Origin of the sequence: Effusibacillus pohliae DSM 22757, from assembly GCF_000376225.1 — a bacterium.
Classification (GTDB): domain Bacteria; phylum Bacillota; class Bacilli; order Tumebacillales; family Effusibacillaceae; genus Effusibacillus; species Effusibacillus pohliae.
The window spans coordinates 1-23,778 of sequence record NZ_AQXL01000123.1 but is presented as its reverse complement, the minus strand read 5'-3'; the positions used below and the strand labels follow the sequence as shown (position 1 = coordinate 23,778).

Annotated in this window: 19 protein-coding genes and 1 rRNA gene; 2 read left to right on the top strand and 18 right to left on the bottom strand. The window is 56.6% G+C overall.

Going from position 1 to position 23,778, the window contains the following annotated elements; genetic code table 11:
* Window positions 1–23: 23 nt before the first annotated feature.
* From C230_RS20125 to C230_RS23610, 10 genes are all read right to left on the bottom strand, one after another.
* Window positions 24–1,310, bottom strand: a complete 1,287-nt coding sequence (locus C230_RS20125) for a PDZ domain-containing protein (RefSeq protein ID WP_018132059.1) — start codon at window positions 1,308–1,310, stop codon at window positions 24–26.
* 84 nt (window positions 1,311–1,394) lie between these two features.
* Window positions 1,395–2,819: a S41 family peptidase gene (locus C230_RS0110830; RefSeq protein ID WP_018132058.1), complete on the bottom strand. Its 1,425-nt coding sequence runs from the start codon at window positions 2,817–2,819 to the stop codon at window positions 1,395–1,397.
* A gap of 77 nt (window positions 2,820–2,896) precedes the next feature.
* Window positions 2,897–3,778, bottom strand: coding sequence for a permease-like cell division protein FtsX (gene ftsX / locus C230_RS0110825; RefSeq protein ID WP_018132057.1), 882 nt, complete (start codon window positions 3,776–3,778; stop codon window positions 2,897–2,899).
* Complete coding sequence (gene ftsE, locus C230_RS0110820; RefSeq protein WP_018132056.1) at window positions 3,768–4,454, bottom strand: cell division ATP-binding protein FtsE; 687 nt, start codon at window positions 4,452–4,454, stop codon at window positions 3,768–3,770. The genes ftsX and ftsE overlap by 11 nt, the downstream gene beginning before the upstream one ends.
* Window positions 4,455–5,029: 575 nt before the next feature.
* Window positions 5,030–6,460 carry an argininosuccinate lyase gene (gene argH, locus C230_RS0110810; protein WP_026174269.1) on the bottom strand — a complete coding sequence of 477 codons (1,431 nt, stop codon included), beginning with the start codon at window positions 6,458–6,460 and terminating at the stop codon, window positions 5,030–5,032.
* A 55-nt stretch (window positions 6,461–6,515) separates the two neighbouring features.
* A complete protein-coding gene (locus C230_RS0110805) occupies window positions 6,516–7,754 on the bottom strand; it encodes an argininosuccinate synthase (RefSeq protein WP_026174268.1) in 1,239 nt (412 codons plus the stop codon).
* A gap of 176 nt (window positions 7,755–7,930) precedes the next feature.
* The gene (gene argF, locus C230_RS0110800; protein ID WP_018132052.1) at window positions 7,931–8,899 is read right to left on the bottom strand and encodes an ornithine carbamoyltransferase; all 969 of its coding nucleotides are present in this window, start codon (window positions 8,897–8,899) and stop codon (window positions 7,931–7,933) included.
* 141 nt (window positions 8,900–9,040) lie between these two features.
* Window positions 9,041–12,262: a carbamoyl-phosphate synthase (glutamine-hydrolyzing) large subunit gene (carB, locus tag C230_RS0110795; protein ID WP_018132051.1), complete on the bottom strand. Its 3,222-nt coding sequence runs from the start codon at window positions 12,260–12,262 to the stop codon at window positions 9,041–9,043.
* Window positions 12,246–13,397, bottom strand: a complete 1,152-nt coding sequence (locus tag C230_RS0110790; protein WP_018132050.1) for a carbamoyl phosphate synthase small subunit — start codon at window positions 13,395–13,397, stop codon at window positions 12,246–12,248. Before C230_RS0110790 ends, carB begins: the two co-directional genes overlap by 17 nt.
* Before the next feature lie 396 nt (window positions 13,398–13,793).
* A complete protein-coding gene (locus tag C230_RS23610; RefSeq protein WP_018132049.1) occupies window positions 13,794–13,928 on the bottom strand; it encodes a hypothetical protein in 135 nt (44 codons plus the stop codon).
* 243 nt (window positions 13,929–14,171) lie between these two features.
* Here C230_RS23610 and C230_RS0110780 point away from each other — a divergent pair, with 243 nt between their 5' ends.
* Window positions 14,172–14,627, top strand: coding sequence for an N-acetyltransferase (locus tag C230_RS0110780; RefSeq protein WP_018132048.1), 456 nt, complete (start codon window positions 14,172–14,174; stop codon window positions 14,625–14,627).
* 281 nt (window positions 14,628–14,908) lie between these two features.
* On the opposite strand, the gene C230_RS0110770 is transcribed toward C230_RS0110780, so the two are convergent.
* The 4 genes from C230_RS0110770 to argC all read right to left on the bottom strand — a co-directional run bounded on the left by C230_RS0110770 (window position 14,909) and on the right by argC (window position 19,406).
* A complete protein-coding gene (locus C230_RS0110770) occupies window positions 14,909–16,117 on the bottom strand; it encodes an acetylornithine transaminase (RefSeq protein WP_018132046.1) in 1,209 nt (402 codons plus the stop codon).
* Window positions 16,114–16,971 carry an acetylglutamate kinase gene (argB, locus tag C230_RS0110765; protein ID WP_018132045.1) on the bottom strand — a complete coding sequence of 286 codons (858 nt, stop codon included), beginning with the start codon at window positions 16,969–16,971 and terminating at the stop codon, window positions 16,114–16,116. The genes C230_RS0110770 and argB overlap by 4 nt, the downstream gene beginning before the upstream one ends.
* A gap of 38 nt (window positions 16,972–17,009) precedes the next feature.
* Window positions 17,010–18,245: a bifunctional glutamate N-acetyltransferase/amino-acid acetyltransferase ArgJ gene (gene argJ / locus C230_RS0110760; protein WP_018132044.1), complete on the bottom strand. Its 1,236-nt coding sequence runs from the start codon at window positions 18,243–18,245 to the stop codon at window positions 17,010–17,012.
* Window positions 18,246–18,368: 123 nt separating this feature from the next.
* The gene (gene argC, locus C230_RS0110755) at window positions 18,369–19,406 is read right to left on the bottom strand and encodes an N-acetyl-gamma-glutamyl-phosphate reductase (RefSeq protein WP_018132043.1); all 1,038 of its coding nucleotides are present in this window, start codon (window positions 19,404–19,406) and stop codon (window positions 18,369–18,371) included.
* 78 nt (window positions 19,407–19,484) lie between these two features.
* Between argC and C230_RS22010 the strand changes: the two genes are divergently transcribed.
* The gene (locus C230_RS22010; protein ID WP_083910540.1) at window positions 19,485–19,931 is read left to right on the top strand and encodes an SDR family NAD(P)-dependent oxidoreductase; all 447 of its coding nucleotides are present in this window, start codon (window positions 19,485–19,487) and stop codon (window positions 19,929–19,931) included.
* Between the two features lie 44 nt (window positions 19,932–19,975).
* Here C230_RS22010 and C230_RS21390 read toward each other — a convergent pair whose 3' ends face one another.
* The 4 genes from C230_RS21390 to rrf all read right to left on the bottom strand — a co-directional run bounded on the left by C230_RS21390 (window position 19,976) and on the right by rrf (window position 23,669).
* The gene (locus C230_RS21390; protein WP_018132042.1) at window positions 19,976–20,359 is read right to left on the bottom strand and encodes a cupredoxin domain-containing protein; all 384 of its coding nucleotides are present in this window, start codon (window positions 20,357–20,359) and stop codon (window positions 19,976–19,978) included.
* Window positions 20,360–20,428: 69 nt separating this feature from the next.
* A complete protein-coding gene (tkt, locus tag C230_RS0110745; RefSeq protein WP_018132041.1) occupies window positions 20,429–22,432 on the bottom strand; it encodes a transketolase in 2,004 nt (667 codons plus the stop codon).
* Between the two features lie 74 nt (window positions 22,433–22,506).
* A complete protein-coding gene (locus C230_RS20115) occupies window positions 22,507–23,382 on the bottom strand; it encodes a YitT family protein (RefSeq protein WP_051074243.1) in 876 nt (291 codons plus the stop codon).
* A gap of 171 nt (window positions 23,383–23,553) precedes the next feature.
* Window positions 23,554–23,669: ribosomal RNA gene (gene rrf / locus C230_RS0110735) — 5S ribosomal RNA — on the bottom strand.
* Between the last annotated feature and the right edge of the window lie 109 nt (window positions 23,670–23,778).

Genomic DNA, 23,778 nt, shown 5'->3' with positions numbered 1-23,778 from the left:
CCTGTTGTCACAAGTTTCCATCGTTACGCCGTTGTGTTTTTCTTCCGCTTTGCCGCCCTGCCGAATGAATCGCGGATGCGTTTCCACAGCGGGGGCGCGTCGAGGCGCACATATTCCTGCGTGCTCTCATCCGGCACCAGGATCAGCCCCAGACTGTGGGGTTCCCCCGTAAAGCGCGGTTTGCCCGCAAACCGGATTTCCCCTTGTTCGTCCACCACTTCCAGTTTGATAAAAGCCGGATTTTGGTTCAGCGCAAAGTGCAGATCAAACGGTGTGTTGACCGGCACTCCGTTCGCCTTCACAATCACCTCGCCCGGTTTCAGCTCCAAGCTTTCCGCCGGACTTCCCGGCAGTACGGCCAGGATGCGCAACCCTTGCAGCGGCTTGACAAAGCGGGGCTGGCGAACTTTTTCGTCCTGCATGTCCCATTTGATCAGCAGTTCGTGCGCGGCCGGCGAAAATACCGCCGCCGCCCACAGCAAAGCAGGAACCCACCTGTCCCCAAGCAGCGTCAGCCCCAGCAGGATGATCGCGTACAGGGCGAGGCAGCCGGCGGTTCTCGCCGCTTTTTCGGCCGGATGGCGGGACAGCGCCACACCCGAATAACCAAGTACGGCTGGAATCGGAAAGATTTGCAGCCCCTGTACGGCGGCTGCCGGTAGCAGGATCCACCAGGCGGGCGGTTGCAGTCCGCCGCTTCCGGTCACCACCACAGCCGCCAACGGTAACACCCAGAACTTCTGCAGGATGAAGCCGCCGATCAGCCGCCCCCGTTTTCCCTGTATGAACACAGGACTCGCTCCTTCTTTTCCCTGCAGCCACACCAACAACGCTTCCACCAGATGCAGTGTGGCAACCAGCGCCAGCAAATGCGGAACTGACAGAGCCCGCAGATTGGCGTATGTGTCGGCCAGCCACGGCCAGCGGATCGAATACTCCGGCAACGCCTTGAGCCCCAACGCCAGCACGGACAAAATGCCGCCCCCGTAGGCAAAACAGATAAACCGCAAGTTGAACAACGCCAGCAGGACCGTGACCGCCCACACATAAACAAAGTCGGTCGGGTTCAGCACGATGCCGATCCCGGCGATCAGAAGCGTCGCCGCCGCACCGCCCAAAATCCCGTACGCCAGCGATCGGACGGTCTGCGATTCGGCTGATGTCACACGGACGCCGAACATTTTTCGTTCCAGCTGGACTTGTCTGCGGTATTGCAGGTACACCAAAAGAATCGCGACGTAAAAGAACGGCTGCAGCAGGATTCCGCCAAATCCCCGTGCCAACTCCGAAACAAAAGGCCACACCTGCATCAGCCATTCCCCCCCTGAAACAAAAAACCCCTTGAGAACGTTCGTCCTCAAGGGAATATTCGACGGCAAGACCGTCATTACCTGCTATTTGATCATCGATTGCAACACGGAAATCGCTTTTTCAAGCTGCGTGTCGTTCGTTTTCTTCTTTTCGCGGATCACGTCCATCAATTTGACGGTGGTTTGTCCTTCCACCACGCCGGTCACCGGCAGGCCGTTCATCCGCTGGAACGTTTTCACCGCTTCTTCCGTTTGCGTGCTGAAATATCCGTCGTCCCTGCCCGGAACCAAGCCTACTCCGATCAGCATCTGCTGCAGCGTCTTCACTGCCGCTCCGGTCATGTCACGCTTTAACGGAGTGTCCGGATTGAGCGCCGGCAGATTGAAGTACACCGGCTGCGATACCTGATAATCGGGTTCCACGCCTTTTTTGTGAATCCAGTTGCCTTTCGGGGTTAACCATTTTGCCATCGTATACTTGAAGTTCGACCCGTCTTTAAAATCGTGGCTGGTCTGGACAGTGCCCTTGCCAAACGTCTTTTCGCCGACCAGCGGGTAACCGCCCGACTCTTTCAGCGCGGCCGCCAGAATTTCGGAGGCGCTTGCGGAACCGCCGTTGATCAGGCAGACGATCGGATACTTGGCCGTTTGCAGAGTCGATTTGATCACATCTTTATGGCCGTCCCGGTACTCAACTTGCAAAATCACGCCTTTGTTCGGAACCAGCAAGTTGGCGATTTCGTTCACCTGATCCAACAGACCGCCCGGGTTGTCGCGAACGTCGATGATCAACCCTTTGATGCCTTGTGCTTCCAGCTTTTTGAGCTCTTCCTCAAACCGTTTCGCCGTTTGTTCGGAGAAAGAGGTAATCTGGATCTTGCCGATCCCGTTCCCGAGATTCTCCCCGTAGACCGTCTCCAGCGGAATTTCGTCGCGAACGATCGTCACATGCAGCACATCGGGCGAACCGGGACGCGTGATTTCCAGCTCGGCTTTTGTGCCTTTCTTGCCGCGAATCAGCAAGACCGCCTGGTTGATGTCCATGCCGTCCAGTGTCTGGCCGTTCACTTTGCGGATCTGGTCGCCCGCGCGCAGTCCCGCTTTTTCCGCCGGCGATCCCTTGATCGGGGAAGCGATCGTGACGCGGCCGTCGATCGATTCGATTGTCGCGCCAATTCCCTCAAACGAAGAGGAGAGGGACATATGAAACTGGTCGGCCGTTTCCTTGTCCATATAGGTGGAATACGGATCGCCAAGGGCGGCGATCATGCCGGATATGGCGCCATCAAGCAGTTTTTGGTCATCGACTTCCTGGTAGTAGTTCCCTCGAATCGTCTGGTAGACTTCGTTGAATTTGGCAAAATTGGCCGCCTGCTGCCCGGACCCGAACGCGACACCGGCAACCGACATGCCACCCGTTCTCCACTGCAAAAACCCGTAGGTGGAAGCGGCTCCGGTCAACAACGAAACAACCAGCAACAGGGCGAGGGTGCGTTTGCGCAGATGCATCGATTCACCGCCTTTGTCTCCTGTCTCACAGCGAGTATATGAGACAAGTTGTCAGTCTAGTACTTGCCAAGCAAGGTTCAGATTTTGAGGAATTTGCGAACGGAGAAGGTCGATCCGAAAATGCCGATCAACGAACCGATCAAAAGCAGTGCTCCGCCCACCTGAACCACCAACGATTGCAGCGGGATCAAAGGAATAAACGTATTGGCAAAGTTGCCCAACGCGTACGAATAGCCGGCAACCAGCAGACCGATCGGAATCAGTGCACCCAAAGCCCCCATCAGCAGCCCTTCAAAGAAAAACGGCCAGCGGATGAACCAGTTGGTGGCGCCGACCAGCTTCATGATTTCGATTTCGCGCCGGCGCGAATAGATCGTGATCTTGATCGTATTCGAGATGAGGAAGACGGCCGTCAGCGCCAGGCCGACAATCAGAGCGCCACCCACCCAGCGGACCACGTCCATTACGCGGAACAGCTTTTCGACCGTGTCGCGGCCGTCTTTCACCTTTTCGACAAACGGAAACGTCCGGATCTGGTCGGCCAGCTTCAGCGTATCACGCGGATTCTCCGCTTTCACGACAAATTTGTCAGGCAGCGGATTTTCCATTTCCAAACCGGAGAACAGATCCCGGTGCTCCTTGTATTTCTCCACCATTTGCTTGACGGCGTCTTCCTTTGCGACAAATTCGACCGATTTGACGCCGGGCAACGCTTTCAGCTTGTCCTCCACTTTCTGGATATCGGCGCGGGAGGTCCCTTGCAGGATGAACACGTCCATTTGCACCTGCGATTCCACATCTTTGGTGAGCGCCTGCAAATTCATCGCCACCGTCAGGAACACGCCAAGGATCAGCAGCGACACCACGACCGATCCGATGGCGGCAAATGTCATCCATCCGTTGCGCCCCATATTTTTCAGACCTTCCCGGATGTGACGAAACAGTGTGCTAATCTTCATATCCGTATGCCCCCTGTCGTTCGTCGCGCACAATCCGTCCGTCCTCGATCGCCAGTACCCGCCGTTTCATCGTGTTGACGATCTCCTTGTTGTGAGTCGCCATCACGATCGTTGTGCCCTGTTGGTTGATTTTGTCGAACAGATTCATAATCTCCCAGGAAGTTTCCGGGTCCAGATTGCCGGTGGGCTCGTCCGCGATGATCACAGCCGGTTTGTTCACCAGCGCGCGGGCGACCGCCACCCGTTGCTGCTCGCCCCCGGACAGTTGGTTCGGCAGGTTATTCAGTTTGTCACCGAGCCCCACCAACTCCATTACTTCTTTTACGCGTTGCTTGATTTTCCTCCGGGGAGCCTCAATCACTTCCATCGCAAACGCTACATTTTCCGCCGCCGTCAGCTGCGGCAGCAGCTTGAAATCCTGGAACACAACGCCGATTTGCCGGCGCAACAGTGGAATTTTCCGCTCTTTCAGCCGGTCGACATTGAATCCGTTGACGTAAATCGTACCCTTCGTGGGTTTGACTTCCCGGTACATCAATTTGATAAAGGTGGATTTTCCCGCTCCGCTCGGTCCGACCACATACACAAATTCGCCTCGGTCGATTTTCACGTCAATTCCGTTTAAAGCCGAGACGCCGTTCGGATAGGTCTTCCACACGTTATGCATCTCGATCATGTTTTTTTCACATCCTCCACCCTTATTCGCTGATGCGGCCCCGATTCGCCGCCAGCAAACCGTGCGCCGCCTCACCCCGCGAAGCCCGTCCGCCCCTGTCAATCCACTTCTTGTTTTCGACAGTGTTCCTGAAAATCCTGTTTCATTGAGAAATTATACAGGAGTTTGCCCGCCTGCTGGCAAGGTATTGTTTGCCAATTTGATGAAAACTCCCGTGCCAGCGGTTTAACAGGGGAGCCGGATCGTGTTTTTATGATTCTCTCCATACGTTCGCAGCATGTCCAGCCAAATGGCTTCCTTGATATCGCGGGATTCCGCATCTACAACCTGGTAACCACTCTTGACTTCGTGACAAAAAGCATACTGACCCCGCGCGACCGGTTGAATCTTTGGAAGGTCGCGGGGGTCAGTGTCGTCCTGCTTCATGGTGTGTAGTAACAGACTGCAAATCTTCTGTTTTCCTAAGGGAGTTTTTTTCACTTATTTCCTGGCGAATTCCGACTGTGGCCGACAGGATTCAACACACCTGGAACACTTCTGCCCATCGTGGCAACGAATTCCCGATCTACACTCGGTCAGGCCTTTGGCTCCCATTCTTCCTGTTCCAGCGCCGTTTCCACCCAGTTTGCCAAATCGGCGGTCTGACTTTTTGCCCGTTCCAGCGCCCGCCGAACCTGTTCGCTGCCCGTTCCGCCGTGCACATTGCGAGCGTCCACCACCGTCCGGATGTCGATCACTTGAAACACATCCTGCTCAAACAGCGGGCTGTGCTGCTTGTATTCTTCCATCGTTAGATCCGCCAGGAATTTGCCATGCGAGATGCAGTAGAGCACCAGCTTGCCGATCACCTCGTGCGCTTGCCGGAACGGCAGCCCTTTGCGCACCAGATAGTCGGCCAGATCGGTCGCGTTGGAAAAATCTTCCTTCACAACCTGAGACAGCCGCTCCCGCCGCACTTCCATCGTCCGGATCATGCCGGCAAACAGGGCCAGCGACCCTTTCAGCGTCTCGACCGTATCAAACATGCCCTCTTTGTCTTCCTGCAGATCTTTGTTATAGGCGAGCGGCAGGCTCTTCAGGACCGTCAAGAGCCCGAACAGGTTGCCGTACACCCGCCCTGATTTTCCGCGGATCAATTCGGCCACATCGGGATTTTTCTTCTGCGGCATGATCGACGATCCGGTGCAGTACGCATCATCCAGCTCGACAAATCCGAACTCGGTCGACGACCAAAGCACCAGTTCCTCGCAAAAACGGGACAGGTGCATCATCAGAATCGACGCGCCGCTGAGAAACTCGAGAATAAAATCGCGGTCGCTCACCGCATCCATCGAGTTCTCGTAGATGCGGGAGAAGCCCAGCTCTTTTGCCACCAGTTCGCGGTCGATCGGAAAAGTGGTGCCGGCTAACGCACCTGCTCCCAGCGGCAGCATGTCGATCCGCTTCAATGCGTCCTGCAGGCGTTCCGCATCGCGCGAGAACATGCCGACATAAGCCAACAGATGATGCGCAAACAAGACCGGCTGCGCCCGCTGCAAGTGGGTATAGCCGGGAACGATCACATCGATGTGCTTTTCGGCCGTGTCCACCAGCGCTTGCAATACATCGGCCAGCAAAGCGATAATCTGCTTTGTCTCGCGCCGCAGATATAGATGCATGTCGGTCGCGACCTGGTCGTTGCGCGAACGTCCCGTATGCAGTTTGCCGCCGACCGGCCCGATCCGCTCAATCAAATTTTTCTCAATGTTCATGTGGATGTCTTCATTTTCGACCGCGTACTCGAGCTTACCCGCCTTCACATCTGTTAAAATCGATAAGAGTCCGGCCCGGATCTGGTCCGCATCTTCCTGCGGAATAATGCCGCATGCCCCCAGCATTTTCACATGCGCAAGCGAGCCGCGGATGTCGTCCACGGCCAATTTTTGGTCAAAACGGATCGAAGCGGTAAACTCTTCGACCAGCTTATCCGTCGGTTTGGTAAAACGTCCGCCCCATAGCTTCGACACTTTTCCTACTTCCTTTCGCGCCATATTGTTCCTTTTGCAAGCCGAACGGGACGTCTTATTCATCTACGCTCTGCCGCACCCCGGCCGCTACTTTCAAACGCAGCGCGTTCAAACGGATAAAACCGGTCGCATCCGATTGGTTGTACGCCTGCGTCGGGTCGGCTTCCATCGTGGCGATATACGGATTGTACAAGCTGACCGGGCTCTTCACTCCGGCCGCGATCACGTTCCCCTTGTAAAGTTTTACGCGAACCGTACCGGTTACATTTTTCTGGCTCTCGGTGACCAGTGCCTGCAGCGCCAACCGTTCCGGCGCAAACCAAAAACCATTGTAGACAAGCGAGCTGTAACGCGGGATGAGCGAATCGCGCAGCTGCATCACTTCGCGATCCATTGTGAGCGACTCCATTTTGCGGTGGGCAATAAACAGAATGGTGCCCCCCGGCGTTTCATAAACCCCGCGGCTCTTCATGCCGACGAACCGGTTCTCAACCATGTCCACGCGTCCGATTCCGTGCTTGCCCCCCAACTCGTTCAGCTTCTCCATGACTTGCAGAGGGGTCAGGCGTTCCCCGTTCAGGCCGACGCAATTGCCCTGTTCAAAATCCAATTCCACGTATTCCGGCTGATCCGGCGCTTCCTCCGGCGCAACGGTGAGCACATACATGTCCCGCATTTCCTCGCTGCTGGCGTCGAACCAGGGGTCTTCCAAAACGCCGCTCTCAAAGCTGATATGCAGTAGGTTGCGATCCATGGAATAGGGCTTCGACGCCGTTGCCTGTACCGGGATGCCGTGCTTCTCCGCATACGCGATCATTTCCGCCCGGCCCGGAAATTGTTCACGAAACTCCTCGAGCCGCCACGGTGCGATCACTTCCAGTTCCGGAGCCAGGGCCGCCGCCGTAAGCTCAAACCGCACCTGGTCGTTGCCCTTGCCGGTGGCACCGTGCGCGATCGCGGTTGCCCCCTCGGCCCTGGCGATTTCCACCATCCGCTTGGCGATCAGCGGGCGGGCAATGCTCGTGCCGAGCAAGTACTGTCCTTCGTACAGCGCCCCCGCCTGGAACATCGGAAAAATAAAATCGCGTGCGAACTCTTCACGCAGATCGTCGATGTACACTTTGCTCGCGCCCGTGCGCATCGCTTTTTCCTCGAGCCCTTCCAATTCCTCTTTCTGCCCGATATCTGCCGTAAAGGCGATAATCTCAGCATCATAAGTCTCTTTCAGCCAGGTCAGGATCACAGACGTATCCAATCCGCCAGAGTACGCCAATACAATTTTCCGCTTTGCCATCGGTTTCCTCGCTCCGTTCAACTGAATATAATAAGCTTCCTTTTCACTCTGCACATACAGGCATCATTGTCTATAAAAACACAGAGCCTGTCAACCGCGCCAACGGTCCCGGCCTACGCCGGTTCCGGTGACCATTGCCTGCACCGGCTCCGGCGTCCGTGGCCCCGCACCTGCCGTTACCCAATGGTGGCAACCAGAATCGCTTTCTGGACGTGCAGCCGATTTTCCGCTTCATCAAAAACAACCGAGTGCGGACCGTCGATGATCTCGGAAGTCACTTCCTCCCCGCGGTGCGCCGGCAGGCAGTGCATAAACAGGTAATCCGGCTTTGCATGGCGGCAGAGCGCTTCGTTCACCTGGTACACGGCAAATTTCTCGACACGCTCCGCCTGTTCCGCTTCCTGCCCCATGCTGGCCCATACGTCGGTATACACCAGATCCGCGTCTTTCACCGCTTCCACCGGATCCTTGGTAAACACCAATTCTGTACCAGATTCTTCGGCGAACGCTTTTGCCTGTTCGACCACCGCCGGGTCGCATTCATACCCTTCCGGCGTTGCCACCCGCATGTTCAGGCCGAACTTGGGAGCCGCCTGGATCCAGGAATTGGCCATATTGTTGCCGTCCCCGACATAGGCAACCGTCAGTCCTTTTAACGTCCCTTTGTATTCTTTCAACGTCAGGACGTCAGCCAGCACCTGGCAAGGATGGTGCAGATCGGTCAGTGCATTGATCACCGGCACGCTCGCATGTTCGGCCAATTCCACCACGTCCTCGTGGGCAAACGTCCGGATCATGATCGCGTCCACATAACGCGACATCACTTTCGCCGTGTCGGAAATCGGTTCCCCGCGCCCGAGCTGCGTATCGTTGCCAGCCAGAAAAATCGCATGCCCGCCCAACTGGTACATGCCGACTTCAAACGACACCCTGGTTCTCGTCGACGCTTTTGTAAAGAACATGCCGAGCGTCTTGCCCAACAGCGGCTGATAGGGTTCCCCCATTTTCTGCTTGTGCTTGATCCGTTCCGCCAGCGAGATCAGATAGTCCAGCTCCGCCGGCGAATAATCCGCAAAATCGATAAAATCGCGGCCTTTCAGCCGATCGACTTGCCACTCCTTGATCACAGGCATCGGTTTGGCCATCCTTTTCTCCCCCCATACCCAAAAATGGGCCGCTAATAAATAAAAGAAGTGTTACCCCGTCGGCCGCCGCATGGCCCACGACAATTTCCATCCCACCGGCCGCACATGTACTCGGACAAGGTGTACCGAAACGTTGTCCCGTCACTTGACCGGAGCGGGTGCCAGCGGTTGCGGCGCCAGATCCGGCTGCCGTTCCAGCGCCATCAGCAGAGCGCCTGCCGTATCGAGCGATGTCAGGCACGGCACGCGCGTTTCCACGCTGTAGCGCCTGAGCCAGAAGCCCAATCGTTCCGGGTCCTGGCCGCGCGTCGGAATGTTCAAGACCAGTTGGATACCCCCCGCTTTCAACAACCCTTCGATCGCCTCGCGTTCCTTCTCCACCGGGACAACCTCTTGGATCCCGTTCTCCGCCAGAAGCCGGGCTGTTTGCGGCGTTGCGTAGAGCGTGAAGCCAAGCTCCGCATACCGTTTCAGCAGCGGAATCGCCGCCGCTTTCTCGCGATCCGTGATCGCGCAGAACAGCCCGCCGGGTTGCAGCCCGATGCCGATCCCGGAAAATGCGCTGGCCGCCGCCGCCGCATAATCTTTTCCGATACCCAGCACTTCGCCGGTAGATTTCATCTCCGGACCGAGGTGAATATCGAATCCGGTAATCTTTGCAAATGAGAACACCGGCGCTTTCACCACCACATAAGGCTGTTTCGCAGCAAGCCCTGTGCCGAAGCCGCAGTCCGTCAGCTTCCGTCCCAACTGCACCTGCACCGACAAATCGATCAACGGAATCCCCGTCACTTTCGAGATGATCGGCACCGTGCGGGATGCACGCGGATTGACTTCCAGCACGTACACGCGTCCGTCGAAAATCACAAACTGAATGTTGACGAGACCGATAACCGGCAGGTGCCGGCCGATTTTTTCCGTATAATCGACGATCGTGGCAATCTCCTGCTCTGTGAGCGACTGCGGCGGATAGACCGCCATCGAATCGCCCGAGTGGACACCGGCCCGTTCGATATGCTCAAAAATCCCCGGAATCAGCACGTTCTCCCCGTCACACACGGCATCGACTTCGACTTCTTTTCCAGCAAGGTAAGCGTCGATCAAAACCGGATGCTCCGGGTTGACATCGACCGCCAGACGCATGTAATCGCGCAGTTCCTGTTCATTGTAGACAATCGCCATCGCCCGGCCGCCGATCACATAGGACGGTCGGACCACCACCGGATACCCGATCTGCGCCGCGACCGTCACGGCAGACTCCACGTCGGTTGCGGTGCCGCCTTCCGTTTGCGGAATTCCCTGCTCCAGCAGGAACCGGCGAAACTGGTCGCGGTCTTCCGCCCGATTCACCCCCGCCAGCGGAGTTCCGGCGATTTTCACGCCGCTTCCGGCCAACGCTTTTTCCAGCTTGGCTGCCAGATTGATGGCAGTCTGTCCGCCATACTGGATCAGAACCTGCTCGACACCTTCCTTTTCGATCACCGCCAGCACGTCTTCCAGCGTCAACGGTTCAAAATACAACCGGTCCGCCGTGTCAAAATCGGTCGACACTGTCTCCGGATTGTTGTTGATGATGACCGTTTCATACCCTTGCCGCTTCAGCGCCCACACCGCATGCACCGAGCAGTAATCAAACTCGATCCCCTGCCCGATCCGGATCGGCCCAGAGCCGATGACAAGCGCCTTTTTCCGGTCGGAAGGCGTCACTTCATCCTGACAGCGATAAGTCGAATAGTAGTAAGGTGTCGCCGACTCAAATTCGGCCGCACATGTATCAACCAGTAAATAGGAAGGCAGAATGCCTGCCGCAAGCCGTTTCGCCCGGATGTCTTCGCCGGTGAGCCCGGTGAGTCTCCCAATTCGCTCATCGGAGAAGCCGAGCTTTTTCGCTTCCAACAGAAGTTCATCGGTCAGCCCGGCTGCACCGACGGCAGCCAGTTCCGTTTCGAATCGGATCAATTTGGCCAGCTTGCTGATGAAAAATCGGTCGATCCCCGTCAAGCCGCAAATCTGCCCAACTGGCCAACCGCGGCGTAGCGCTTCCGCCGCTGCAAACAACCGGCGGTCGTCCGGTTCCTTCGCGAGAATCCGCTGCAAATCGGCATCCGGCAGATCGGACAGGCCTTTCATCTGCAAGCCGTCAAGCCCGATGTCGAGCGAGCGGATCGCTTTTTGCAAAGCGGCTTCGAATGACCGCTCGAGCGCCATCACCTCGCCCGTCGCCTTCATCTGCGTTCCCAGCGTGCGGTCGGCTGTCGGGAATTTGTCGAACGGCCAGCGCGGGATTTTCACCACCACGTAATCGAGTGCCGGTTCAAACGACGCATAGGTCTTGCCTGTGACCGGGTTGAGAATCTCGTCCAGCCGTTTTCCGACCGCGATCTTGGCGGCCATCTTGGCGATCGGATAGCCGGTCGCTTTCGACGCGAGCGCCGAGGAACGGGACACGCGCGGATTCACCTCGATCACGCAATAGTCCCGGCTGGTCGGGTGCAGCGCAAACTGCACGTTGCAGCCGCCCTCGATTTTCAACGCCCGGATGATTTCCACCGCCGCCGTCCGCAGCATCTGGTATTCCTGGTCGGTCAACGTCTGCGAGGGGGCCACCACGATGCTATCCCCGGTGTGCACCCCGACCGGATCGATATTTTCCATATTGCAGATCGTGATGCAGGTGTCAGCCGCATCGCGCATCACTTCATACTCGATCTCTTTCCAGCCCTTGATGCTCTGCTCGACCAGGATCTGGCCGATCGGGCTCTGCTTCAACCCGCGCGTGGCGATCGCCTTGAACTCTTCCATCGTTTCGGCAATGCCGCCGCCCGTTCCCCCCAGCGTGTACGCAGGGCGGATAATCACGGGAAGGCCGATTTTTTCCACAAACTCGATCCCTTCCGCAAGCGATTCCACCACCTTCGACTGGGGAATCGGCTGCCCGATCGAATTCATCAGGTCTTTAAACAGCTGGCGATCCTCCGCCTGCTTGATCGACTCAAGCGATGTTCCAAGCAGCTTGACGCCGTACCGCTCCAACACTCCCGCCTCATCAAGCTGCACCGCCAGGTTCAGGCCGGTCTGGCCGCCGAGCGTGGCCAACAGTCCGCCGGGCCGCTCCGCTTCGATAATCCGCGTCAGCGTATCCACATTCAAAGGTTCTATATAAACGACATCGGCCACATCCAGATCGGTCATGATCGTGGCCGGATTCGAATTGACAAGCACCACGCGGTAGCCTTCCTCCCGCAGCGCCTTGCACGCCTGCGTGCCCGCATAGTCGAATTCGGCCGCCTGCCCGATCACGATCGGCCCGGAACCGATGACCAGAATCGTCTCCCGGGCAACAGGACTAGGTTGCGTGTACAAGATGACGTTCCCCCTGTTCCGCCATATGTTGCAAGAATTTCTCAAACAATCCTTCCGAATCGCGCGGACCCGGGCATGCTTCCGGATGGAACTGCACCGAAAAAGCAGGCAGGCTTTTCACACGAATGCCCTCGATCGATCCGTCATTCACGTTGATATGCGTCACTTCCAACGCAGCCGGGATGTCTTCGGCGAGCACCGCATATCCGTGATTCTGCGATGTGATCCAGACCCGCCCGGAGGTCAGTTCTTTTACTGGATGGTTGGAGCCGCGGTGGCCGAACAACATTTTGCCGGTTTTCGCTCCGAACGCGAGTGCCAGTAGCTGATGGCCCAAGCAGATCCCCATCAGCGGATAGGTTCCGGCCAATTTTCGAATCGTCGGTAACACGTCTGCACAGTCGATCGGGTCGCCGGGACCGTTCGACAGCAGAATGCCGTCCGGACGCAGTTCCCGGATCGTTTCGAACGATGTCCTGGCCGGAACGACCGTGACTTTGCAGCCCATGTGTACCAGCGAGCGAATGATGTTCGTTTTGGTTCCGAAGTCGATCACCACAACGTGGTACCTGCCGCTTTCGGAAGCTTGATACATGGCGGGAGTCGTCACCCGTTCCACATGCCCTTTCATTGTCTCCGGGAAGTCGAGTTCGTCGGCGGTTGGTGGATCACCGCCTTCATCGGGGACGATCCAGCCTTTCAGCGCCCCTTTGTCGCGAATCATGCGCACGATCGTTCTTGTATCGACACCGGTCAGTCCGACGATTCCCTGTTCAGTGAGATAATCGGACAAGGTTTGGTTGCTTTGCCAATGGCTCGGTTCGTCGCACGCCTCTGCCGTTACAAAACCGGAAAGCCACGGCTTGCGGGACTCAAAATCCTGCGGGTTGATGCCATAGTTGCCGATCAGCGGGTAGGTCATCACCACGATTTGTCCGGCGTAAGAGGGATCGGTCAGAATCTCCTGATACCCCGTCATTCCGGTATGAAAGACGACTTCTCCGTAACCTCGTCGCGGCTTTCCGATGATCGTGCCAGCAAACATCTGTCCGTTCTCGAGGATCAGCCGTCCCTTCAACGCGCGGCCGGAACACGCGGTATCCCTGGCCTGGCTTATGCTGGTTGTATGCGACATCCCGATTCCCTCCCTGAAACATTCACTCTCTCTTTTGTATATAAATGCATCATCTCGAATTATTATACGTTTACATGAATAAATTTGCAATGTTTTTTCGAAGGGCACTTTCGGAGAGCGCTTGTCCCGATGCCGGAAAAACTGGAACGGCGGGCACCATTCCGGCCCCCGCCGCATATAGTACAGTATCCCAGGCACCGCTCCATCCCGTACGGAGGTGTATAGACAAAGGGAGCGGAGCGTTGATATAGATGCTCTTTCCGGAAGAGCCCCTCTTATAAGGCCCACGGGCCTTTTTATTTTGCTCGCAGGGCAACCGCCGCTCCCTCATCCCCCGTTCAAGCCGACGCGTGTGCGTTTTTATAAAAAGAAGAAAACCCGGTGCCGATACCGGGTCTATCGAAAACCTGCCCATCCCGCCCCGACCAGGGCAATGCCAAAAAATACGATAAACGCAATCAGAAAAGCGATCGCCCACCAAGACCAGCCTCCCCAGAAGCCGGCACCGGGCGCACCTGCAAACGGAAACATGCGTACTCCCTCCCGTTAGCTCTTTCCGCGGCGGACTTGTGTTTGCTGAGTCCACTCGCAGAATTCTGTGCTGGTCTATTGTACGCCCGCTTTGCAACCGGCGTATGGACAGCCGCCCTGGTCCGCACAAAATGGGCTTGCCAATTTTCTGACACCCATTACACAAAAAAACCGTAGACGGGACATGCAGCTACGTGTATACTTATACTAAATTTTGTATACTTATTTACGGAGTGGATTCCCATGCAGTTTCGCAAAGCCGTAATGGGCGATACGGAAGCGATTTACGAGCTGATTCAGATGAATGCGGATCTTGGACTGCTGTTGCCGCGTCCGCGCATTTCGATATATGAGAATCTGCAATCCTTGACGGTGATCGAAGAAGACGGGCGGATCATCGGGGTGGGCGGCCTGCACATCCTGTGGAAAGATCTGTCGGAGATCCGGTCGCTGGCGATCGCCCCGGACAAAAAAGGGAGAGGGCTCGGCCGGGAACTTGTGTCGCGCTTGGTCAAGGAATCGTTCCAACTGGGAATTCCCCGCGTGTTGTCGCTCACCTACCAGGTCGACTTCTTCCTGAAATGCGGGTTTCAGATCGTGCCAAAAGACACGCTGCCGCACAAAGTATGGAAGGATTGCATCAATTGCAGCAAGTTCCCGACCTGCGACGAAACCGCGATGTTGCGGGTAATGGAGTGAAGAAAATGGGCCGCCTGCGAAGGGCGGCCTTGTTGCTTGGAGCGGATGACGCAGGGATGTTTGGATTGCGGCGCATTCGGCCGCGGCAATTTTATCCCTTTGTTTCCGGGTGCACCACCGCCGCCGTTTTGACATCCACAAGCAATCAGACCACATAGGAAAAGCCCTACTGTCACCAAGTGACTGTGGGCTTTTTGTATCAAAATATATGCGGCCCACCTGCATGGGACGCAAGCTTCAATCGCTGTCTGGTCATCCGCTATGTGAGCGGTTTTTTGCGATCAAACGGGCTGATACAATTTTGCCAGAACCTGATCCAGAATCTCGACTGCCTGGTCGATCTGTTCCTTCGTTACGACCAAAGGCGGCGTGAAGCGAACCGTGTTGCCGCCGGCCACCGTCAGCAGCAGCCCTTTTTCCAGACACGCCTGCACTACCTCTCCAGCCGGGCGGTCGAGCGTCAATCCAACCAGCAATCCCATACCGCGCACCTCTTGCGCAACCGGATGTTTGTCTGCCAGCGTCTGCAATTTTCCCGCCAGGTATTGGCCAGTTTCCCGCACGTGTGCGAGGATTCCCTGCTGCAGCAAAATGTTCACCGTGGCAAGCCCGGCGGCGGTCGCCAGCGGGTTGCCGCCAAACGTGCTCGCGTGCGTCCCCGGCACCATCACAGCGGCGATCTTTTGTTTCGCCAGAACGGCACCGATCGGTACTCCGTTCGCCAATCCTTTGGCCAGTGCGATGATATCTGGTTCCACTCCCAACTGTTCATACGCAAAAAATGTCCCGGTCCGGCCGACGCCGGTCTGCACTTCATCAAAAATCAGCAGGATGCCGTGCTCGTCGCACAATTGCCGGATCGCTGCCAAAAACTCCTGGCCGAACGGGCGTACGCCGCCTTCCCCCTGCACCGGTTCCAGCAAAATCGCGCAGGTCTTCTCAGAGACAAGCGATTGCACCGACGCGAGATCACCCGGTTTTGCATAGTGAAACCCCGGCACCAACGGCCCGAACCCTTCCTGATACTTGGCCTGGCAAGTGGCGGTCAGCGCTCCCAGTGTGCGCCCGTGGAAGGAATGCTCAAACGCGATGATCTCGTGTTTGTGCGGGCCGTATGTCTGATATGCGTAGCGGCGGGCCATTTTGATCGAACCTTCAATCGCTTCCGCCCCCGAGTTGCAGAAAAAGACCTTGTCGCAACAAGACAACTCCGTCAATTTTTGCGCCAGTTCGATCTGGCCGGGAATGTGGTACAGGTTGGAGCAATGCAGCAGCGTCCGGGCCTGTTCCGCGATCGCCTGGGCGATCTCCGGATGGGCGTGCCCGAGCGCGGTCACCGCAATGCCCGCCGTAAAATCGAGATACCGCTTGCCCTCCGCATCATACAGCCAGACGCCCTCCCCCTTGACCATTGTCACCGGCCAACGGCCGTAGGTCTGCATGACAGGATTGCTGATGTGCGCCTGATTTTGGCTTGTTGTGTTGCTCATGCGGATTCCCCTCCGATCACCATCGTTCCGATCCCCTGATCGGTAAATACTTCCAGCAGCAGCGCATGCGGCTCTTCTCCGTTCAAAATATGAACATGCTTCGCTCCCGCCGCCAACGCCTGCAAACAGGCCTCTACCTTCGGCACCATGCCGCCCGTGATCTGGCCTTCCGCCAGCAGAGCCTGAATCTCTTGCGGCGTCACCTGGTTGAGAATCTCCTTGCCGGCCGGCGTTTCGCGCATAATGCCGGGCACGTCGGTCAACAGGACCAATTTTTCCGCCTGCAAGGCGCCCGCAATCGCGCCTGCCGCCGAGTCCGCATTCACATTGTAACGGACTCCCTGATCGTCGACGCCGATCGGCGCAATGATCGGCACCACCCCCGCATCGATCAGTTGTTCAATGAAGGCGCTGTTGACACCGATCACTTCCCCCACCAGGCCGAGGTCTTCCCGTTTTTGCCGCACTTGCAGCAATCCGCCGTCGACGCCGGTCAGCCCGACGGCCGCCACGCCGTGTTTGTAGAAGGTGGCTGCGATTCGTTTGTTGACACTTCCGCCCAGCACCATTTCGACCACATGCATCGTCTCCGGGTCGGTAACGCGCAGTCCGTCAACAAACCGGGACTCGATCTGCAAACGCTTGAGGAGCCCGGATATCTCTTTGCCGCCGCCGTGCACAACCACCGGCCGAATCCCCGCCTGCTTCAGCCAAATGATGTCGAGAATCACCTGTTCAAACGGACCGCCCATCGCGGAACCGCCGTATTTGATCACCATCGTTTTGCCGGCAAACCGCTGAATGTAGGGCAATGCCTCGATCAACACGGATGCCTTCGCTGTCCACTCCGTCATTCCGTCTCCTCCCGCTTTTGCACCGGTGCATGTGTCTCTTACGTGCGATAGCTTCCATTGATTTTTACATATTCGTAGGTCAGATCGCAGCCGTAGGCGGTCGCTTCCGCCTCGCCGACTTGCAGGTTCACTTTGAACACAACCGGATCTTTTTCCAATTCCCGCGTCGCCGCCGCTTCATCGAACAAAAGCCCCATGCCGTTCGCCGCCACCTGCACGTCTCCGATCCAGATGCCCACCCGACTCGGATCGACATACGCCCCGGAACGCCCGACCGCCATCATCAGCCGTCCCCAATTCGCATCCGCGCCAAACACGGCCGTTTTCACCAGACTGGAACCGACGATCGTCTTCGCCACTTTTTCCGCATCCTGCTCGGTACGGGCCCCGGTTACTTCAGCGACGATCAAGCGGGTGGCGCCTTCCCCGTCGCGCGCGATCGCCTTTGCCAAATGCAGCGCCACCGCTTCAAACGCCTCAGCAAAAATCGGCCATTCCGCATGCGCGGGAGTCAACGTATCGCTCCCGGCCATCCCGTTCGCCAGCGCCAGCACCATATCGTTGGTGCTAGTATCTCCGTCGACTGTGATGCGGTTGAATGTACGGTTTGTCACCTGCCGCAGCAGGTCTTGCAGCGCCGCCTGCTCAACTGCCGCATCGGTCGTAAGAAACGCCAACATCGTCGCCATATTCGGATGAATCATGCCGGACCCTTTCGCCACTCCGCCGATGGTGACCGGTTGACCATTGATTGTCACCTGCACGGCCGTCTCTTTTTTCACCAAATCGGTGGTCATGATCGCTTCTGCAAAATTACCGCCGCCCTGCCCGGACAACTGGCGCATGGCTTCCGCAATCCCCGCTTCGATCCGGTCCATCGGCAACAACACACCGATCACGCCGGTCGATGCGACTCCCACCAGTTCCTTGTCGATGTGCAAGGATTCCGCAGTCAAGGCTTGCATGGCCTGCGCGTCCAGCAGACCTTGCTCACCTGTACACGCATTCGCGTTGCCGGAATTGACAACCACCGCTTGCAGCTGGCCTTTTTTTGCCAGCGATTGCTTGGTAACCAGCACCGGCGCTGCCTGCACTGCATTGGTCGTGTACACCCCGGCCGCCGCCGCCGGCACGTCCGATACCAAGATTGCTACATCTTTTTTCGTTCGATTGCCGTTTTTCACCCCGGCAGCCACTCCTGCCGCCCTGTATCCTTTCGGCGATGTCAAGCCGCCGTTTTCGAGAATCTTGATTTTGCTTGCCGCCTTCAACACAATGTGCCCCTCCCCCCACAGAAATCGGAAAAGACTCCGCTCTCCCTTTAAAAAATTGTGTGAACCCGTCACTGTCTACCAGACCCAGCACTGGCTCCCGGCTCATGCACGATGGGAATTTGCTTACGGGTACAAAGGTACCGACACCAACCCGGTTGTCTCCTCCAGCCCCATCATGATGTTCAGGTTTTGAATCGCTTGCCCGGAAGCACCTTTGACCAGGTTGTCGATCGCGGACAATACGGTCAGCCGCCCCGTTCGAGAATCGAGCGACAATCCGATGTCGCACAGGTTGGACCCGCTCACTTCCTTCGTCTGCGGATAATTCCCTTCCGGTCGGATTCGAACGAACTGCTTCCCTGCATAAGTGCTGCGGTATAGATCAAACAGCCGCTCTTGCGTCCACCCTTCGGCCACTTTCGCATAACAGGTGGCCAAAATCCCTCTTGTCATCGGCACCAGGTGGGGGGTGAAAGTGATCAGCACCGGCGCCCCGACAACCCGCGACAACTGCAGCTCGATCTCCGGCGTATGCTGATGTTGATTCACCCGGTACGCTTTGAAATTCTCATTGACCTCCGAAAAAATCGACCCGACCGCGGCCGTCCGTCCCGCTCCCGATACGCCCGACTTGGCGTCGACGATGATCGAATCCAGTTCGATCGCGCCCTCCTTCACAAGCGGCAATAATGCCAGCAGCGTGGCTGTCGGATAGCATCCCGGATTAGCGACCAACCGGGCGCCTTGTATCTCACCCCGATACCATTCGGACAGTCCGTACACAGCCTGGTTTTGCAACGATTCCGGGACGGGTGTTTTTCCGTACCAAGTCTCATACAGTTCGGCAGGCAACCGCAAGTCGCCTCCGAGATCGATCACCCGCACGCCTTTCCCGATCAGAGACGGCACAATCCCGGCAGCGTGACCGCTGGGAAGCGCGATCAACGCGACATCCGCCCGTTCTGCGATCTGATCGGGATCGGCCGTTTCCACCCGGTGGTCGTAAAGCCCTTGAAAATGCGGATAGATGTCTTGAATCTGCTTGCCTGCCGAAGAATCCCCGGCCATATATGTGATTTCCACCTGCGGATGACGATGCAAATGGCGCAATAGCTCAATGCCCGTATACCCGGACGCTCCCACAACCGCGGTGCGGATCATGTTTCTCCCTCCAGCCCGAAACCTTGCCAGTTCTGAAATGGGTTCGATACCGAACCATATGAATGATTATACATATGTATGAATAAAATCTCAACCAAAATTGCAGAAACAGACAATCTGTACATGAAGGCGCAAGGCAGTGGGATTATCCATAACGTAAGTTCGGGGGTAGGCATCACAGGGTTTCGGGGAATCAGCGGCTATGCATCGACCAAAGGAGCGATTGAATCGCTTACAAGAAGTTTGTCGCTCGAGTTTGGCGGCCACGGCATCTGCTTCACTCTTATGCATCCACCCTTAACCAATACAAAATCGGCTGCACCGCTAGGCATTCCCGTACAAGCCATGGCAGATCCCCAATCTGTGGGTCGCAAACTCGCCGGAAAAATTTTGTCCACCCGTCCTGTAATAACTCCCAATTTCCAAACGAGCCTATATCTCTTGCTTGCCCGAAAATTCCCGGGTGTGGTGGGGAAACTATTTTGCAAATTGACAGAAAATGCGCAGTTGAAACCACAAAAGTAAGGCACCTAATAAAAATACCCCCGATCCGATTCGGGGGTACCCGTTTACTTCACGACGATTTTCGCTTGCATGCTGCTGTGTCCGGAGCCGCAAGGAACCGAGCAGACCACCAGATAGTCGCCCGGTTTGTCCGGCGTCCAGGTGATCGTCTTTTGCTCGCCGCTTTTCAGTTTTTCATTGATGTTTGTATTGGTGATCAGGAACCCATGCGCTCCGGATTGGTCTTCCAGCGTCAGTGTGACCGGTTGTCCGGCTTTCAGCTCGCCTTGCGTCACTTCAAACTTGTAGTTCGATCCGACGATTTTCGCCTTTTGCGGTTCATTGGTAAATGTCGGATCGGGAATCGCCGCCGATTGGTTACCGCCGCATCCGGCCAGCACGGCAAGCGATACAACGGCCATAGCGATCCATGTGGCATGCTGTTTCATCTGATTCCCTCCTGTCCGATTGACATCTTACCACAATTCGAAACCGGAAGGGTTGAAAGATTTGTGACGCTATGGTTTCAGGATTCGTTCAACCGTCGCAATCACATTTTGGACGGTGAATCCATACTCTTCGATCACTTTGTTACCCGGTGCCGAGGCGCCAAATTGCGTAATGCCCATGATTGCGCCTTGTTCGCCGACATAGCGTTCCCACCCCATCGGATGGCCCATCTCAATCGCTACACGGGCTTTCACATTTGGCGGCAAAACCTCATCTTTGTATGCTTGCGGTTGCTTCTCAAACAACTCCCAGCTCGGCATGCTGACCACACGAGTCGCAATGCCTTTTTGATTCAATTCTTGTTGGGCTTTCAGCGCCAGGCTGACTTCGGAGCCGGTCGCAATTAGAATCACTTGCGGACCGGACGGAGCATCTGCAATCACATAGGCGCCGCGAGCCACTTTTTCAAAAATGTTGTCGGTTGTCTGTTCCAGCACCGGCAACCCCTGCCGGGACAATACCATCGCGACCGGCTCTTCGCTTTCCGCCACGGCGTAGCGATAGGCAGCCACCGTTTCATTTGCGTCGGCCGGACGCAGCACCGTGATGCCGGGAATTGCCCGGATCGCCGCCAGATGCTCGATCGGTTGGTGGGTCGGACCATCTTCGCCAACGGCGATGCTGTCGTGCGTCAGCACATAGATGACAGGCAGTTTCATCAAAGCGGACAACCGCATCGCCGGACGCAAATAATCGGAAAACACGAAGAACGTGCCTCCGTATACCTTCACCCCGCCGTGCAGCATCATGCCGTTGAGGATCGCGCCCATCGCATGCTCGCGCACACCAAACCAGATGTTTCGGCCGCTGTAGTCTTTTGCACTGAAAACGGCAGCCTCTTTTAACGTCGTTTTATTGGAGGACGCCAGATCAGCCGATCCACCCAGGAAGAAAGGAACTGTCTTGGCAATCGCGTTCAACGCTTTGCCGGATGCATCGCGCGTTGCGATTTTTCCGTCGGCAGGCGAGAATTTCGGCAGATGTGAATCCCAGCCGGCCGGAAGTTGATTCTGCATGGCGCTCTCAAATTGTTTGGCCAAATCGGGAAATTCCTGTCGATAACGGGCAAATCGTTCATTCCATTCAGCTTCCGCCTGTTGCCCCTTTTGCTTCACTTGGGCAAACAGTTCCCGCACTTCATCCGGCACATGGAACGGTTCATGCGGCCAGTTATATGCCTGTTTGGTCAGTTTCGATTCTGCTTCGCCAAGCGGCGCCCCGTGCACCTCAGAGGTTCCTGCCCGGTTCGGGCTTCCATAGCCGATCGTCGTGCGAATTTCGATCAGGCTCGGACGCTCGCTCTCCTCTTTTGCTTGCGCAATCGCTTTTTCGATCGCGTCCAAGTCGTTTCCGTCTTCCACCCGCAACACTTGCCAGCCATACGCTTCAAACCTTTTGCCTACATCTTCCGTGAATGCCAGATCGGTTTCTCCGTCCAGCGAAATTTGGTTCGAATCGTACAAAACGATCAGCCGGCCCAATTTTAAGTGGCCCGCCAAAGAAGCCGCTTCTGCTGACACGCCTTCCATCAGGTCACCGTCTCCGCAGATCGAATAGGTGTAGTGATCGACCAGTTCATGGCCCGGCCGGTTATACAGCGCCGCCATATGGCGTTCCGCCATCGCCATCCCGACCGCCATCGCGATCCCTTGCCCGAGTGGCCCGGTTGTCGCTTCGACGCCGGGGGTATGGCCGTACTCCGGATGTCCGGGCGTGCGGCTGCCCCATTGCCGGAATTTTTTCAGATCGTCCATCGTCACATCATAGCCGCACAGGTGAAGCAGGCTGTACAACAACATCGATCCGTGTCCGGCCGACAGCACGAACCGGTCGCGGTTGAACCAGGACGGATTGGCAGGATTGTGCCGCATAAACCGGGTCCACAGGACGTACGCCATCGGCGCTGCTCCCATCGGCATGCCCGGATGGCCGGAGTTCGCCTTGTCTACCGCATCGATGGACAGGGTGCGGATTGTGTTAACCGCCAGTTGTTCGACTGAGTTCACTGTCATGGATGACTCTCCCTCCAAAAAATGTTCTGTTAGCTGATGCCGCACGCATTGATCTGGGGCGATAAGGCATATTTTTACATGGTGGGAAGGCGGAACCCTTCTCCCAACACTTCATGCGCATCGGCGACGATCACAAACGCGTTCGGATCGATCGACCGTACGAGATCTTTCAGGTTCGATACTTCCGATTGGCTGACGACACAGAGCAAAATGCTGCGCTCCTCCCCCGTATAGCCGCCCACTGCTTCGATCTGGGTGACCCCCCGGTCGAGTCTATGTAAGATTTGTTCTTTGATTTCACCGCTATGTGACGAAATGATAAAAGCCATCTTGGAACGGGCCAAGCCTTCCTGTATAAAATCGATCGTCTTGCCGGTGACAAACAGGCTGACCAGCGCATACAAAATGCGCTCCAGGCTGAACATGACAGCGGCCGTGGCGATGATCACTCCGTCGATGATCAGCAGCAATACGCCCGGTGAGATCCCGGTCAGCTTCTGCGCCAAACGGGCCAGCAGATCGGTGCCTCCCGTCGTGGCACGCCCGCGGAATACGACCCCGAGACCGGCTCCCAGTAACACCCCACCGTAGATCGAGGCCAATAGCGGCTCGTTGGTGAGGGGCGCCGTTCTGAGATCATGGGTGGCCTGAATCATCCCGGCCAAGATGACAAAACCATACAGCGTTTTGACTCCGAACGCTTGTCCGCCCAACATCCTCCACCCGGCAACAAACAAGGGGACGTTCAACAAAAGCGTTGTAACGGAAATCGGCAGGCCGAACAAGTACTCCAACAGAATACCGACGCCGGTCAGCCCGCCCGTTACAATCTGGTTCGGAACAAACACCCAATTGACGGAAACCGCGATCAAAAAAGCGCCAATTGTGACGAACACGACATCGCGTACCCATGAACGGGATGGCGATACACGAGTCCGATTGCGTTTCACACAAGATCACCCAGTTGTTTGCGACATCCCGATTTTAGTATGTACAGAATGCAGCTTCCGGCGACGCCAGTTTTTCCTTCAACGAAGTATACCACAGCCCATGATCACAATCCACATCCGAAAATACAAAAAACGCTTTAGCCATCTTCGGCTAAAGCGTTCCCCAATATCGCCTAGCGACGACCTACTCTCCCAGGGCTTCCTGCCCAAGTACCATCGGCGCTGGAGAGCTTAACTTCCGTGTTCGGGATGGGAACGGGTGTGTCCTCTCCGCTATTGTCACTAGACAACATACTCCGCAAAGTGACGTGCAGCTTCGCAGTGAATTCCGAGTACTTTGCGGGAACCCCGGAATCACTGGCTGCAGCCTCGTTCGGCGTTCCGGCACGGATGCCG

What these genes read in the sequence shown, in the direction of transcription:
- C230_RS21390 (WP_018132042.1), bottom strand. Translation starts at nt 20,359, where the DNA reads ATGAAACAGCATGCCACATGGATCGCTATGGCCGTTGTATCGCTTGCC.
- C230_RS0110790 (WP_018132050.1), bottom strand. Translation starts at nt 13,397, where the DNA reads ATGTCGCATACAACCAGCATAAGCCAGGCCAGGGATACCGCGTGTTCC.
- C230_RS23610 (WP_018132049.1), bottom strand. Translation starts at nt 13,928, where the DNA reads ATGTTTCCGTTTGCAGGTGCGCCCGGTGCCGGCTTCTGGGGAGGCTGG.
- C230_RS0110770 (WP_018132046.1), bottom strand. Translation starts at nt 16,117, where the DNA reads ATGAGCAACACAACAAGCCAAAATCAGGCGCACATCAGCAATCCTGTC.
- C230_RS0110780 (WP_018132048.1), top strand. Translation starts at nt 14,172, where the DNA reads ATGCAGTTTCGCAAAGCCGTAATGGGCGATACGGAAGCGATTTACGAG.
- ftsE (WP_018132056.1), bottom strand. Translation starts at nt 4,454, where the DNA reads ATGATCGAGATGCATAACGTGTGGAAGACCTATCCGAACGGCGTCTCG.
- argC (WP_018132043.1), bottom strand. Translation starts at nt 19,406, where the DNA reads ATGATCCGCACCGCGGTTGTGGGAGCGTCCGGGTATACGGGCATTGAG.
- tkt (WP_018132041.1), bottom strand. Translation starts at nt 22,432, where the DNA reads ATGACAGTGAACTCAGTCGAACAACTGGCGGTTAACACAATCCGCACC.
- argF (WP_018132052.1), bottom strand. Translation starts at nt 8,899, where the DNA reads ATGGCCAAACCGATGCCTGTGATCAAGGAGTGGCAAGTCGATCGGCTG.
- C230_RS22010 (WP_083910540.1), top strand. Translation starts at nt 19,485, where the DNA reads ATGAATAAAATCTCAACCAAAATTGCAGAAACAGACAATCTGTACATG.
- argB (WP_018132045.1), bottom strand. Translation starts at nt 16,971, where the DNA reads ATGACGGAGTGGACAGCGAAGGCATCCGTGTTGATCGAGGCATTGCCC.
- C230_RS20125 (WP_018132059.1), bottom strand. Translation starts at nt 1,310, where the DNA reads ATGCAGGTGTGGCCTTTTGTTTCGGAGTTGGCACGGGGATTTGGCGGA.
- C230_RS0110830 (WP_018132058.1), bottom strand. Translation starts at nt 2,819, where the DNA reads ATGCATCTGCGCAAACGCACCCTCGCCCTGTTGCTGGTTGTTTCGTTG.
- ftsX (WP_018132057.1), bottom strand. Translation starts at nt 3,778, where the DNA reads ATGAAGATTAGCACACTGTTTCGTCACATCCGGGAAGGTCTGAAAAAT.
- C230_RS0110805 (WP_026174268.1), bottom strand. Translation starts at nt 7,754, where the DNA reads ATGGCAAAGCGGAAAATTGTATTGGCGTACTCTGGCGGATTGGATACG.